Raw genomic sequence first — 14,966 nt, forward strand, 5'->3', positions numbered from 1 at the left:
GCGGACCTCCCGTTCCGGACAACGGTCACGATCCGATCAAAGTCCGCCCGTAAGCGGTTTCCACGGGCGGGTGCCCTCTGAAAGTATCCGAAGCTCCGGGGCGGGCGAGGGATCGGCGGGGCGACGGGTGACGGGGTTCGTGTTCCTGCGCGTCCGCGCGCACCGGCTGCTGCTCGCCGCGGCTCTCCTGGCCGTACTCCTGACCACCTCGGTCCTCTCCGCCCTCACCGCCTTCTCCGGCTCCATCGGCGACGCCGCGCTCCGCCACACCCTCCAGGGCCGCGACGCGGCCGCCGCCGCGCTCGTGATCACCGCGCAGGTCCCGGCAAGCGACCGGCGGGCCGCGAACGAGGCGGCGACGAAGGTCGCGCGGGAGTCGTTCGACGGGCTGCCGGTCACCGTACGGAAGCTGGAGCGTTCGGGGTCGTACGCGCTCCCCCGTGCCCTTCAGCCGCCCGACGCCCGCGGGGGCGATCCCGATCTCACGCACTTCGCGACGCTCGACCGTTCGCGCGTACGGCTGGTGACGGGCACCTGGCCGGCGGCCGGCGGTGCTTCCGCCGCCGACCCCGTACCGGTGGCGTTCCCCGAGGAGGCCGCGACCCAGCTCGGGCTGAAGGCCGGGACGCGGCTCACCCTCATCGACCGGCTGGGCGACAAACCCCTCACGATCCGTGTCACGGGCATCTACCGGCCGGCCGATCTCACCGACCCGTACTGGAAGTTGGACACCCTCGGCGGCCAGGGCGTCCAGACGGTCACCTTCACCACCTACGGCCCGATGCTCACCGACCCCGCCCTGTTCGACTCCGGGCGGCTCCAGGCGGGCGACCTGTCCTGGCTGGCCGCCGCCGACTTCCGGTCCGTCACCACCGGCCGTATCGACGCGTTGCGCACCGCCGCCGGGCGCGGGCCCAAGTCCCTCGCCGCGCAGCCGGTGTTCGCCGACGGTGTGACCGCGCGGACCACGCTGCCGAGCGTTCTCGACCGGACCGAACGCGCGCTGCTCGTGTCCCGCTCCACCCTGCTGATCGTCGCCGTCCAGCTCGTACTGCTCGCGGCCTGCGCCCTGTTGCTGGTCGCACGGCTGCTGAGCACCGAGCGGACCGGCGAGAGCGATCTGCTGCGGGCGCGCGGCGGTTCACGGCGCCGGATCGCCTGGCTCGCCACCGTCGAGGCCCTGCTGCTGGCACTGCCCGCCGCGCTCTGCGCGCCGCTGCTCGCGGGGCCGCTGACCAGGCTGCTCGTCGACCGCGGGCCGCTCGACGGGATCGGGCTGCGGCTCGGTGACACCTCCACCACGCAGGTGTGGCTGACCGGTGTCGGGGTCGCGCTGGCGTGCGCCGCCGCCGTCGTGGCGCCCGCCCTCGCCTCGGCCGGCGTGACCCGGCTGCGGCGCGGCAGGGCGGGGGCGCTGCCCGGCCCGATGCGGGCGGGCGCCGACGTGGGGCTGCTGGTGGTCGCCGCCGTGGCGTACTGGCAGCTGGACCGGCAGACGGCCGCCTCCGGCGGCGCGCTCAGCGGTGACAGCCGGGGCGACCTGGGTGTCGATCCGCTGCTGGTCGCCGCCCCGGCGCTGGCGCTGCTCGCGGGCACCGTACTGACCCTGCGCCTGCTGCCGCCCGTGGCGCGCCTCGCCGAACGGCGCGCGGCGAGCGGGGCGGGCCTGTCGTCGGCGCTGGCCGGCTGGCAGTTCAGCCGCCGACCGCTGCGCGGCGCGGGTCCGGTGCTGCTGTTGGTGCTCGCCGTCGCGATGGGGATGCTGGCGATCGGGCAGAGCGCGTCGTGGGACCGTTCGCAGGAGGACCAGGCGGACTTCCGGACCGGCGCGTCGCTGCGGGTGCCGGCCAACCGGCCCGGGGATCCGGGGCAGGCGGGGATCTACGCCGAGCTGCCGGGGGTACGCGCGGCGGCCCCCGCGCACCGGGCCACCTCCGAGCTGTCGGCGGACCGGACGGCGACCGTCCTCGCGCTGGACACCGGGCAGGCCGACGAGCGGATGCTGCTGCGCGACGATCTGTCGGGGCTGTCCGGCGACGACGGGGCGGCCCGGCTGCTCGACGCGGTGAAGCCACCGAAGACGGCACAACCGGGCGTCCCACTGCCCGAGGACAGCCGACAACTCCGGATCACGCTGCGGCTCACCGCCACCTCGGCGGCGAACGGGGTGTCGCCGTCCGGCAGCGCTCCGTTCACCACGGTCCTGGTCGAGGACCGTTACGGCATCGCCTACCGGCTGCCCGCGGGCGACGTGCCCGTCGACGGCCGCCCGCACACCCTCACACTCGATCTGACCGGCGCAGGGGACTCCGCGCGCGGTCCCGGGGCGGCGAGCACGCCGCTCACCCCGGCGCAGCCGCTGACCCTGACCGGTCTGGAGCTGGAGTCGAGCGCCCCGCAGGGCAGGAGCGAGACGCACCGGCTCACCGTCGACGCGCTCAAGTCCCTGGACGCCGACGGCGCCGCGCGGCCGGTGGACGTCCCCGCGGGCTTCGACTGGCGGGCGACGCTCCTCGCGTCGCTGGACGGCGAGGCCGACCCGGACCTGCCGCTGAAGCCGGCCGTCTCGGCGACGGCACCGCTGGTCCTCTCGTACGAGACGGGGGTCAGCCCGCAGGCCGGGCCCTATCTGGACCCGACGCGGAGCCTCAGCGTCCAGGTGGGCGTACCGCGCCCCGAACCGCCCGCCGCGCTGCCCGCGATAGCCACCGACACCTTCCTGCGGGCCGCCGGGGCGAAGACCGGGCAGAACGTGGACGTCGAGGTCGCGGGCGACCGGCTCCGGGTCAGGATCGTCCGCTCCGTCGCCCAACTGCCCACCACCGGCCCCGGCGCCCTGAGCGCGCAGGCCGCGACCGAGACCGCGGACGGCGGGCGCCGGGGCGACGGCGGCGGGCTCCTGCTCGATCTGCGCGCCGTCAATCAGGTGCTCGCCGACCGGCGGGAGGCGTCGCTGGCCCCCACCGAGTGGTGGCTGAGCGCGGCACCGGGCCGCACCCAGCAGATCGCGGACACGCTGCGGAAACGGTCCGACCTCGACCCGGCGCAGGTGATGGTGCGCGACGAGATCGCGGACGAGCTGCTGAGCGATCCACTGGGCGTCGGTCCGCAGTCCGCGCTGCTGGCCGCCGCCATCGCGGCGGCGGCGCTGGCGGCCGTCGGCTTCGCGGTGAGCGCCGTGGGGTCGCTGCGTGAACGGGGCGCCGAATTCGCCCTGTTGCGGGCGCTGGGCACCCCGCGCCGGCAACTCGCCCGGCTGATAGCCACCGAGCAGGGCCTGCTGCTCACGGTCGCGCTCCTGGTCGGCCTCGCCCTCGGCGCCGTACTCACCAGGGCGGTCGTGCCCCTGGTCGTCCTGACGGGCCAGGCCACGCAGCCGGTGCCCGCCGTCCATGTCGCCCTGCCCACCGGCCAGGTCGCCGCGCTGCTGGCGGGGGTGTCCGTGCTGCCCCTGCTGCTGATCGCGTATCTCACCCTGCGCCGTACCGACCCGGCGGTCACCCTGCGCGAACGGGGAGGCAACTGAGATGAGCGCACCTTCGCCCGGCCGTCGTGACCCGTCCACGGAAACGGCCGTCGCACCTGGCGGGTCCGACGGATCCGACGGGTCCGGCGGGGCCGGCTCGTCCCGCGCGTCCGGCCGCCCGGTGCGGGTCGTCGCGCCGTGGATACGGACGCGGTTGCGGACCGCGCCGGGGGCCGCCGCGGCGATGGCCGTGCTCGTCGTACTCACCGCCTATCTCGCCGCCGCGTTCCCCCGTTCCGTCGACACCTACGAGACGAACGGCCTGCGCCACGGCATCCGTACGGCCACGGCCGGCGAGAGCGTCCTGGAGGTCAGCGCGGCCGCGCCCGGCCTCGGCGTACCGCAGGCGGAGCGCGAGGAGGTCCTGCGCGGCGGCCGGGTGGCGCAGGCGCAGCGGAAGATCACCCGGAGTCTGCCGGCGCCGGTGCGCGCCGACGAGGGCGGTTCGGCGTACGGCGTACGGACCTCCGAGCCGGTCGAGGGCACGGACGCCTGGCTGCCCGCACCGGACAAGCTGCCGCCGATGTTCACCCTCGCCGCCCAGGCCGGTCTCGACCGCCACTCCACCCTCCGCGAGGGGCGGCTCCCGCGCGCCGACGGCACGGTGACGGAGCGCACCGGGGAGGTGGAGGCCGCGGTCACCGCCGAGACCGCCAAGTCGCTGCGGATCAAGGTTGGTTCGGTGGTGCACGTGCCGGGCGTGGACCGGGACGAGCTGGGCGTACGGATCACCGGAATCGTCACACCACGGGACCCGGAGAACAGCTACTGGGCCTTCGAGACCACGCTCGGCGCCCCCGTCCTCGTCACCAAACCGACCAGCGACGTCCCCCCGCCCCGCTACTGGCGCGCCTCCCTCCTGCTGGCACCCGACGCCGCGCCCGCGCTGCTCGGCACGACCGGTGAGCCCCAGACGTACTGGCGGATCGCCCCCGACGCCACGGCGCTCACCGCACGCGACGCGCCCCGGCTCGCCTCCGCCGTGGCCTCCTTGGAGAACGGCCCCGAGCTGACCGAACTGCGCGCCCCGACCGTCGTCGGGCCCGCCGCCGTGGTGGCGACGGGACTTGACCAGATCGTCGCCGATCACCGCTCCATGCGATCGGCCATCGCTCCGGTCGTCACCGTCGCGGCACTGGGCATCGGGGCCGTGGCCGCCGTCGTACTGGTGATGGCGGGCAGCCTCGTCGCCGTACGGCGGCAGGCCGAACTCGCCCTGCTGCGCTCACGCGGCGGATCGCTGCGCGGGATCGGCGGCCGGCTCCTCGCCGAGACGGCGGTGATCGCCGTACCGGCGGCGGCCGTCGGCCTGCTGCTGGCCGTACTGACCGTCCCGGAGGCCCGGTTGCTGCCCGCCGTGGCCGCGGCGGGCGCCGCCGCCCTGCTGGCGTGCGCCGCGCTCCCGGTCCGGGCCGTCGTACGGCACCGCAGACCACGGCCGCACGGAGGCCGCGAGGATCTCGTACGGGCCCGGCCCTCCCGCCGCCGCACGATGGCCGAACTGACCCTGCTTGCCCTGGGGATCGGCGCGGTCTTCGCGCTGCGCCGGCGGGGCACGGGCGGGGCGGCCGACCCCGGCGGCGACGGCGGGATCGGGGACGTGGACTATCTGGTCAGCTCCGCGCCGGTGCTGGTCGGGCTGATCGCCGCGCTGGTTCTCGTACGGCTCTATCCGCTGCCGCTGCGGCTCGTCGGCCGCCCCGCCGGGCGGCTGCGCGGCGCCGTCGGTTTCCTCTCGCTGGCCCGCGCGGGCCGTGCGGCGTCGTCGGGCGCGCTGCCGCTGCTCGCCCTGCTCGTCGCGCTGACGACGGCGGCCTTCGGCGGCTCCGTGCTCGCCGGGATCGACGGCGCCAGGGAGCGCGCCGCCGTGCTCGCGACGGGCGCCGACGCCCGGATCAGCGTCCTCGGCTCGTCGGCGGTGCTGCCCGACGGGCTGGCGGAGCTGGTGCGGGACAGCGCCGGGGTCGGGGAAGTGACCGCGGTACGGGTCGAGTACGGGGTACCGCTCCCGTCCGACGCCAAGGGCTTCCGGACGGCACTCGGCGTGACCATGATCGGCGTGGAGCCACGGGCGTACGCGCGGCTGGCCCGGCAGACCGGGCTCGGGGAGTTCCCGGCCGGGGCGCTGAAGTCCGTGGGCGGGGGCGGCGTGCGCGACGGCGGGTCGGACAAGGGCCGGGTGCTGCCCGCGATCGCCTCGCCCGCCGTCGCCGAACGGCTCGGCGACGGGCCGCGCGACATCCAGTCGCCCGCCGGGGACTTCAAGGTGCGGGTGGCGCAGATACGCTCCAACACCCCGGCGGCGCCCGGCGCCGACTACCTCCTGGTGAACTCCGCCGACCTGACCCAGCGGGCGCCGACCACCCTGCTGGTCACGGGCGCGAAGCTGGACGGCGGGGCGCTGCGCCGTACGGTCACCGGATTCGGCGAGAAGACCCGTACCCCCTTCGTCATGACGCTGCGCGCCGAGGAGCGGAAGACGTTCGTCAACACGCCCATGCAGGAGGGCGCCGAGCGGATCTACGCGGCGGCGATAGCGGCGGGCGCGGGCTACGCCCTGCTGGCCCTGCTGCTCTCGCTGTCGCAGACGGCCCCGGAGCGCCTCACCCTGCTGGCGCGGCTGCGCACCATGGGCCTCACGACGCGTCAGGGCCGCCAGCTCCTGGGCCTGGAGGTCCTTCCGCAGGCGCTGCTCGCCGCCGTGGGCGGGGCGTTCGTCGGCTGGGCGACCATCGTGCTGCTGGCGCCGGGGGTGGATCTCGTACGACTGGCGCTCACCGCGACGTCGGACGTGACGCTGGACGGGGCGCCGCTCCAGGCCGATCCGTGGTCGCTGGTGCTGCCGGCCGTGGGGGTGCTGGCGCTCGCCGCGGCGGTGTCGGTGGTGCAGGCGTGGTGGGCGGGACGGCGGGGATCGATCAACGAACTCAGGGCAGGAGACAGCCGATGACATCGTCGACCGAGTCCGGGGCGAGCGGCTCAGGGGCAGTGGAGGGCGGCTCCGCGGTGACGACCCTGGAGCAGTTGGAGCGACGCGCGGGCACCCACCGCGACCGGCCCTCGTACGGGCACGACGCGCTCATCGCCTGCGACCGGCTGGTGCGGATCTTCACCGCCGACGGGGTGGAGGTGCAAGCCCTCCAGGGTCTCGATCTGCTGGTCGCCGAGGGCGAGTTGATGGCACTCGTGGGCGCGTCCGGCAGCGGCAAGTCGACGCTGATGAACATCCTGGCGGGCCTGGACGTCCCGACGGCCGGCGCCGCGAAGGTGGCGGGCCGGGATCTGCTGGGCATGGACGCGAAGGCGCGGCTGCGCTACCGGCGCGAGGCGGTGGGCTTCGTCTGGCAGGAGACCGGCCGGAATCTGCTGCCGTACATGACGGCCGGTCAGAACGTGGCACTGCCGATGCAGTTGAGCGGCCGGGGTGGGCGGAGTGGCCGGGGTGGCGGCCGTCGTCGCGCCGAGCGCGCGGCGCGGGCCGAATCGCTGCTGACGATGCTGGACGTGGCGGACTGCCGCGACCGCCGCCCGCACCAGATGTCCGGCGGCCAGCAGCAGCGCGTCGCGATAGCCGTCGCCCTCGCCAACTCCCCTTCCGTGCTGCTGGCCGACGAGCCGACGGGCGAGCTGGACTCGGCGACCGGGGAGCAGGTGTTCGCCGCGTTCCGCCGGGCGAACGAGGAGCTGGGCACGACGATCGTGATCGTCACCCACGACCAGGAGGTCGCGGACGAGGTACGCCGCACGGTCGCCATCCGCGACGGCCGCACCTCGTCGGAGGTCCTGCGCCGCACGGAGGTCGACGCGACGACGGGCCAGGAGTCGGTGGTGGCACGGGAGTACGCGATGCTCGACCGCGCGGGCCGCCTCCAACTGCCCGCCGAGTACACGAAGGCGCTGGGCATGGAACACCGCGTGATGCTGGAACTGGAACAGGACCACATCGGCGTCTGGCCGGACACACCAAGCCCGTCCGGCGATTGAGGACCCACCCCGCCCACCGGGAAGTCCAACGTCCTGCGTCCTACGTCGGAGTGACGCTCAGCCCGCCGATGCCACCGATGCCGCCGGCTCCGCCGCCGATACCGCCCGTCCGTACGGCGATCGAGCCGTACGGTGTCCGCAGCCGCGCCCATGTGCCGGTCCTGAGCAGCGCCACCGGCGCGTTCTCGGGCATCGGGCGCAGGAAGCCCACCGACTGCGCCGCGTGGACGGCGCGCAGCGGCAGGCCCGTGTCCTCGACCGTCCGGGACCAGATCTCGTGGCCGATCCTGTCGCGTTCGGCGCGGTCGCGGTGCGCGGCGGGCAACGCCTCGTCGCGCGTACGGAATTCGGCGACCGCCGCCGCGACCGCCTGGCGCAGCGCGGCGGGTCCCGGCAGGCCCGGTACCAGCTGCCAGCCGCCGCGCGGTGGCAGCACCCCGGTCCACGGAGGCCCGGTGACGGCGGCGGGCAGCGCGAAGCCGCCCGTCAACTCGTCGATCGCTTCGAGGAGTTCACCGGCGGAGACGGTGACGTCCAGCTCCGCCGCAGCCGCGGGCACGGCCTCCGACGGCTCGTCACGCAGCCGCGCCGTACGGATCGCCAGGACCTCGAACGCCGGGGGCCGCCCGAACACCGCCACGGCCCCGCCGCCCACCTGGAGGCGTACCGCGGCCGCCCGGTCGTAACGGATCAGCCGGCCGAGGAAGGCGGCGAGATCCGCCGCCTCCGCCGTGTCGGCGAGCCGCAGGGCCCGCACGGTCGTCGCCGTCATGCCGCGAGCGCCTCCGCGTCGTCCAGGTACTTCAGGAGGAAGGACTTCTCCTCGGCGGTGATCCGCCGCGGCCGGCCCGCCTGGAGGTCGTACGGCACGATGACCGTCGAGGCCCGCACGTACACCTGGTCCTCGTCCTTGATCTCGTACGCGATCGTGAGCGTCGCCGCCCCGATCTTCGTCACCCACAGCTCGATGGCCACCGGCTCGTACCGGTGCACCAGCGGCAGCTTGTAGTCGATCTCGTGCCGGGCCACGACGGACCCGCCCGAGAAGGACGGCGAGCCGTCCCCCTGCGCCAGCCGGAACATGAAGTCGATACGCGCTTCCTCCAGATAGCGGAGGAAGACGACGTTGTTGACGTGCCCGAAGGCGTCCATGTCCGACCAGCGCATGGGGCAGCTGTAATGGTGGCGGGCCATGTCAGCCTCGGGTCAGCTTCTTGTACGTGGCGCGGTGCGGCCGGGCCGCGTCGGCACCGAGCCGCTCCACCTTGTTCTTCTCGTACGCCTCGAAGTTGCCCTCGAACCAGAACCACTTGGACTCGCCCTCGTACGCCAGGATGTGCGTGGCGACGCGGTCGAGGAACCACCGGTCGTGAGAGATGATCACGGCCGCGCCGGAGAACTCCAGCAGCGCGTTCTCCAGGGACGACAGGGTCTCGACGTCGAGGTCGTTGGTCGGTTCGTCGAGGAGCAGCAGGTTGCCGCCCTGCTTGAGGGTCAGCGCCAGGTTGAGGCGGTTGCGCTCACCGCCGGACAGGACGCCTGCCGGCTTCTGCTGGTCCGGGCCCTTGAAGCCGAACGCGGAGACGTACGCCCGCGAGGGCATCTCGACATGACCGACGTTGATGTAGTCCAGCTCGTCGGAGACGACGGCCCACAGCGACTTCTTCGGGTCGATGTTGCCGCGGCCCTGGTCGACGTAGCTGATGTTGACCGTGTCGCCGACCTTGATGCTGCCGGAGTCCGGCTCCTCGAAGCCCTGGATCATCTTGAAGAGCGTGGTCTTGCCTGCGCCGTTCGGGCCGATGACCCCGACGATGCCGTTGCGCGGCAGCGTGAAGGAGAGGTTGTCGATGAGGACCTTGTCGCCGAACGCCTTGCTCAGGTTCTCGACCTCGACCACGACGCTGCCGAGCCGCGGGCCCGGCGGGATCTGGATCTCCTCGAAGTCCAGCTTCCGCATCTTGTCGGCCTCGGCGGCCATCTCCTCGTAACGTGCCAGCCTGGCCTTGGACTTGGCCTGGCGCCCCTTCGCGTTGGAGCGGACCCATTCGAGTTCGTCCTTGAGCCGCTTGGCGCGCTTGACGTCCTTCTGGCCCTCGACCTTGAGACGTGCCTGCTTGGTCTCCAGGTACTTGGAGTAGTTGCCCTCGTAGCCGTGCAGCCGGCCGCGGTCGACCTCGCAGATCCACCCGGCGACGTTGTCGAGGAAGTACCGGTCGTGAGTGACGGCGACGACGGCGCCCGGGTACTTGGCGAGGTGCTGCTCCAGCCACTGCACGGACTCGGCGTCCAGGTGGTTGGTGGGCTCGTCCAGCAGCAGCAGGTCGGGCGCCTCCAGCAGCAGCTTGCAGAGCGCGACACGGCGGCGCTCACCGCCGGAGAGGTTGGTGACGGCCCAGTCGCCGGGCGGGCAGCCCAGCGCGTCCATGGCCTGCTCCAGCTGGGTGTCCAGGTCCCACGCGTTGGCGTGGTCCAGGTCCTCCTGGAGCTTGCCCATCTCGTCCATCAGGGCTTCGGAGTAGTCGGTCGCCATCAGCTCGGCGACCTCGTTGAACCTCTTCAGCTTGCCCATGATCTCGGCGGCGCCGTCCTGGACGTTCTCCAGCACCGTCTTGTTCTCGTCCAGCGGCGGCTCCTGGAGGAGCATCCCGACCGAGTATCCGGGCGACAGGAATGCCTCGCCGTTGGACGGCTGCTCCAGCCCGGCCATGATCTTCAGCACGGTGGACTTACCGGCGCCGTTGGGGCCGACCACACCGATCTTCGCGCCGGGCAGGAAGCTCTGCGTCACGTCATCGAGGATGACCTTGTCGCCGTGCGCCTTGCGCGTCTTGCGCATCGTGTAGATGTACTCAGCCAAGAGAAACCGTCCGGCAGATCGAGAAGGGCCAATGTGCGGCTCCACCGCGTGAGGGCAGATGAAGCCATCTTGCCGCACGTCCCTCCCTGGGGAGAAACCGCGTGTCCAGGCCTCGGACACCCCGTCCCGACCTGCGGTCGGCGCGGGGACGCCCCGGGCGGCCGGGGGCGATGACGTGGCGGCCGACGGCACACGGCCCTGACAGCCGCTCCGGCGCGCGGCTCCGGCGCGCGACCGGATTCGTCTGCGCGTCGGAGCCGCTGTCAGGGGGCGGCCGGGTGCCGTGCCGCTCGGGGCGGGTCAGGTCAGGTCGGGTCGGGGACGGGTCAGTCCTCGGTGGAGGGGTCGTTCCTCTTACGGACGAAGAAGACCGCCGCGCCGCCGATCAGGACCAGCCCGATCGCTACGCCCGCGATCATCGGGGTGGCGTTGGAAGTGCCCGTCTCGGCCAGGTCGAGCCCGTCCGTACCGGCGACGCCGCCCGTCGTGGCCGGGGCCAGCTGAGTGGTGGTCTCGTCGGCCGGCGGGCCGGGGTTCCCGCTGGTCCGGCAGTCGAGCACGCCCTGGAAGTTCTTGGTGAAGCCCCCGGGCCCGGTGATCGTGAAGTCGTACGCCTGGTCCTCGGCGACCGGCACGGTGACCGTCCTGGACTTGCCCGCCTCGACCGCGTACTCCTCACCGGCGAGTGTGAAGGCGAACGGCTCGTCGCCCTTGTTGGCCGCCGTGACGTCCACACCGCCCTCCGCGCAGTTCTTCTCGGCGGTGATCGCCGGTATCGCGCCCTTCGCGGCCCACGTGGCGGCGGCCGTCGCCGAGACCGTGGACTCGCTGGAGCCGGCCAGGATCTGCGTCTGGCTCTTGGTGACCCCGGCGAACGCCCTGCCCACCGGCACCGACGTGCTCGCCTGCACGCTCAGCGTGGCCGTGCCGTCGGCCGCGTCCTCGGGGACGTCGAAGTAGAGCCGCGCGCCGTCGGCCGCCTCGGCGACGGGCTTGCCGTCCTTGTCGGTGATCTTGATGCCCATCGCGGCGGCGTCGGCGGGCGGGGACACCGCGACACTGTCCGCGTCGGTACGGACGGTGACCGGCCCGATACGCTCGCCGCTCCGGCCGGAGACCGCGCCGGGCTCCAGGGTGAGCGAGGCCTTGGGCTCACCGAGATTGTCGGCGCTGCGCTCCAGCCAGTCGGCCAGCTTCTCGGCCTGCGGGTCGACGGCGTCGACGTCCGCGTCGTCGGAGTGGCGCCAGATGGCGACCTGCGTACCGGCGGCGGCGGTCTGCGCGGTGAGCGGCCCGGTGCCCGCGTCGTCGGCGAGCGCCGCGAGGTCGTCGACCTGGGGGTAGGAGTTCTGCAGGATCCAGCGGATCTTCCCGGCGTTCTTGTTCGCGCCGAGCGAGGTCTGCGCCCAGGGCGTCTCCAGATACTTCGCCTGGTCCTGGGTGGGGTTGTGGATGTCGATGCAGTACGTCTTGAGCTTGCCGCCGCCGTCGACGGTCATCTCGAAGAGGCCGGCGGGCAGTTCGTGCTTCTGGCCGTCCGAGGTGAGCACGGCCTTGTCGAACGTCATGAGGCCGTCGAGCGTGGCTGCGGCGCCGCCGCGGTGCTGAAGCGCGTCGTCAGCCACGGCCGCACCCGCGCCGACCATGGAGCCCACCACGACAAGGCCCGAGACGGCCATCGAGGCGGCGAGACGGGCGGCGCCCCGCCTACGAGCGGTTGGAGCGAGGAACGCAGACAACACAGACAGCGCAGACAACACAGATTTTTCCCTCCGGGCGAGGTCCTCCGCGTGGGACGCGTGGGGGGATTTCCTCACCAGCAGCCTCAAGTGCCCCATGAGTACTCGGGAATCCTATGGATGGAGGAGTCGGCCGATGCCCGTTCATGCGTTCCGATAACCGTTCCGAATCGGAATCGTTATCGCTCGCACCTTCGAAGTCGATCGACTCTCGACAAATCTCCACAACTCCCCGGTCAGAGCGGTCCGATCGGCGCCGCGACCGCCCCGACCGGCGCCGGCGACTCGTCGTGTTCGGACGGCCACAGTTGCGTACGCACCGGTTTGCCGACCGCGCCGGTGCCGGAGTCGGCAGCGGCCGCGTGCGCGGCGGAACTCGCCGCCGCCACATCCGCCGGACGCTCCGTCAGCGCCGGATTCGCCCGCGCCACCCGCTTGAACGCCGAGGTCCCCCACGTCAGATCGTGACCGATCGACAGCGCGTCGATGTCCACGAACGTCCTGCGCTGCCCGTCCTTCGCCTCGTCCCGCACACGCAGCCTGCCGTGCACGACCAGCGGGTCACCGACATTGACCGACGCGGTGAGATTCGCCCCGAGATTCCGCCACGCGCAGACGGTGTAGAAGCTCGTACTCCCGTCCGTCCAGACCGAATTCCGGCGGTCCCAGCGGCGCGGAGTCACCGCGAATCTGAACCGCGCCACCCCACCCGTCGGCGTTTCCCGATACTCCACCCCCGTCGCGGCGTTCCCCACCAGCGTCACCACGGTGTCGTTCATGGCAGCCCCCCTCTTCTCCGGCTTCCCGGCTCCCCGGTGCGCCGTCTCTCCGGCCCCGTCGACCGACCACCTCATGCTGGACCGGATGGGAAATTCCTGCTGACGCCTGTGGATAACTCGCCAGTTCTGAATATCTCCGTCACCCGTACGTGGTCGCGCCCCGACGCCAGGCGCACGAGACACGGACGCCAGGCGGACGAGAGGGCACATGAGAGGCGGACAAGGAGTGGACGGGGACGCGGCTACCTCGTCACGCCCGACACCGTCGAGTACTGCTCCCGCACCTCCCGGTACCGCATCAGCTCCGCCGCGATCGGATCGAGCACCTTGGCCCGCCCGCACCCGGCCGCCGCCTCCCGCAGCCGCCGCTCGGCGTCCTGCCCGTACCGCCTGGCCGGCCCCCGCGCCGCCGCCGCGCACGCCCACTCCACCAGCGGCCCGCCGATGATCCCGGCCAGCATCACCAGCACCGGCGGGACGATGCCGGGCTGGAGCACGCCGATGATCTGGCCGACCAGCCACAGCCCGCCGAAGATCTGAAGCAGCGTCATGGACGCCTGCGCGAGCACCGCCGCCGGCCACCACGCGGGGCGCGCGGGGCGCCCGCTCGGCGGCCCCGCCGTCACGGCCAGTTCGTCCAGCGCCTCCGGCAGCCCGACGGCGCCGCGGACCGCCGCCTCGCGCACGGCCTGCGCCCACGGCCTCGGCAGCCCGGCCGCCGCGTCCTCCGCGACCGTACGGACGGCCTGCTCGACCCGCTGCCTGGCGGTGAGTTCGTCCTCCACGATCACCTCGGCGCGCGGCGCGGTGCCGCCGGGCGTCCGGGTGCGCTCGTACCAGCGCCACAGCCGCAGCCACGGCGTCCCGCACGCGCGACCCGCGTTCCTGCGCCACTCGCGCTCGGCCGCCTCGCCCGTGGCCACCGCGCCGACCGCCCACGCGAGCCGGTCGGCGAACTCCTCGCGGGAGCGCTCGCCGAGCCCCGTGCGCCCGTCGGCGACGTACACCGAGCGCAGCCGCCTCGCGGCCGCGTCCACATCGGCCGACAGCCGCCGGGCGGCGGCGCTGCGCTCCTGGACGAAACGGCCGACCAGCTCGCGCAGTTCGCCCACGCCCTGACCGGTGAGCGCGGAGATCGGCAGCACGGTGGCTCCCGGCTCGCCGTGCTCGCCGAGCGCCATGCCGTCCTCGTCCAGCAGCCTGCGCAGATCGTCCAGGACCTGGTCGGCGGCCTCGCCGGGCAGCCGGTCGATCTGGTTCAGCACGACGAAGGTGATCTCCGCGTGGCCGGCGAGCGGCCGCAGATAGCGCTCGTGGAGCGCGGCGTCCGCGTACTTCTCCGGGTCGACCACCCAGATGACCGCGTCGACCAGTGCCAGTACCCGGTCGACCTGGTCCCGGTGCGCCACGACGGCGGAGTCGTGGTCGGGGAGGTCGACGAGGACGAGACCCTCCAGTTCCTCGTCCCCGTCGCCGCCCGCGAGCGGCCTGCGACGCAGCCTCCCTGGGATGGCGAGCCGGTCGAGCAGCCCGGCGGCGCCCTCGGACCAGACGCAGGCGATGGGCGCGGACGTGGTCGGCCTGCGCAGCCCCGTCTCGGAGATCGGTACTTCCGCCAGCGCGTTGAACAGCGTCGACTTGCCGCTGCCGGTGGCACCCGCGATGGCCACGACGGTGTGCCGCGACGAGAGCCGCTGCCGCGTGGACGCCTCGTCCAGCACGCGTCCGGCCTCGGCGAGCGTGGTCCCCTCGATACGGGTCCGCGACAGGCCCACCAACTCGCGCAGGGCGTCGAGCCGTACGCGCAGCGGTCCCTCGTAGGCGCCCCCGATGGGCTGGTGGAGATCGGCCGGGGCCGCCGCCGTAACGTCGTCCCTCTCGACCGCCTCCACTCCGACGGTGACGCCCGAGCCACCCGTGGCCTTGCGTCCGGCCGCGTGCCGGGCGATCAGCCCGTCGTCCCAGCGCCGCCCCGCGCCGCCCGCGGCGCCGCCCGCGTCCGTCACACCCGCCCCGAGCCCGGCCCCGATCTCACCGGGCCCGTCCGTCAACGTCGTCACGTCCGTCACGTCCGCCAT

General features: G+C 73.4%; 9 protein-coding genes. 3 read left to right on the top strand and 6 right to left on the bottom strand.

Annotated elements, in window-relative coordinates; genetic code table 11:
* Positions 1-127: 127 nt before the first annotated feature.
* From ACFT9I_RS15430 to ACFT9I_RS15440, 3 genes are read left to right on the top strand one after another with little or no spacing between them, the layout of a single operon-like run.
* Positions 128-3,526 (top strand): FtsX-like permease family protein, encoded by a 3,399-nt coding sequence (locus ACFT9I_RS15430; protein ID WP_382564419.1) that lies wholly within the window; start codon positions 128-130, stop codon positions 3,524-3,526.
* A 1-nt stretch (position 3,527) separates the two neighbouring features.
* Positions 3,528-6,476 (top strand): ABC transporter permease, encoded by a 2,949-nt coding sequence (locus ACFT9I_RS15435; RefSeq protein ID WP_382564421.1) that lies wholly within the window; start codon positions 3,528-3,530, stop codon positions 6,474-6,476.
* Entirely contained in the window at positions 6,473-7,510 is a 1,038-nt protein-coding gene (locus ACFT9I_RS15440) for an ABC transporter ATP-binding protein (protein ID WP_382564422.1), read from the top strand. Before ACFT9I_RS15435 ends, ACFT9I_RS15440 begins: the two co-directional genes overlap by 4 nt.
* A gap of 40 nt (positions 7,511-7,550) precedes the next feature.
* On the opposite strand, the gene ACFT9I_RS15445 is transcribed toward ACFT9I_RS15440, so the two are convergent.
* The 6 genes from ACFT9I_RS15445 to ACFT9I_RS15470 form a co-directional block, all read right to left on the bottom strand.
* Entirely contained in the window at positions 7,551-8,282 is a 732-nt protein-coding gene (locus ACFT9I_RS15445) for a hypothetical protein (RefSeq protein ID WP_382564423.1), read from the bottom strand.
* On the bottom strand, positions 8,279-8,704 hold the full coding sequence (locus ACFT9I_RS15450) for an acyl-CoA thioesterase (protein ID WP_382564425.1): 426 nt from the start codon (positions 8,702-8,704) through the stop codon (positions 8,279-8,281). Before ACFT9I_RS15450 ends, ACFT9I_RS15445 begins: the two co-directional genes overlap by 4 nt.
* A gap of 1 nt (position 8,705) precedes the next feature.
* Entirely contained in the window at positions 8,706-10,370 is a 1,665-nt protein-coding gene (ettA, locus tag ACFT9I_RS15455) for an energy-dependent translational throttle protein EttA (RefSeq protein ID WP_382564427.1), read from the bottom strand.
* A 326-nt stretch (positions 10,371-10,696) separates the two neighbouring features.
* The gene (locus tag ACFT9I_RS15460; protein ID WP_382564429.1) at positions 10,697-12,130 is read right to left on the bottom strand and encodes a Cys-Gln thioester bond-forming surface protein; all 1,434 of its coding nucleotides are present in this window, start codon (positions 12,128-12,130) and stop codon (positions 10,697-10,699) included.
* Positions 12,131-12,345: 215 nt separating this feature from the next.
* Positions 12,346-12,888: a single-stranded DNA-binding protein gene (locus ACFT9I_RS15465; protein ID WP_382564431.1), complete on the bottom strand. Its 543-nt coding sequence runs from the start codon at positions 12,886-12,888 to the stop codon at positions 12,346-12,348.
* Positions 12,889-13,130: 242 nt separating this feature from the next.
* On the bottom strand, positions 13,131-14,966 hold the full coding sequence (locus ACFT9I_RS15470) for a GTPase (protein WP_382564433.1): 1,836 nt from the start codon (positions 14,964-14,966) through the stop codon (positions 13,131-13,133).

The organism is Streptomyces sp. NPDC057137 (assembly GCF_042670825.1).
Lineage (GTDB): Bacteria > Actinomycetota > Actinomycetes > Streptomycetales > Streptomycetaceae > Streptomyces.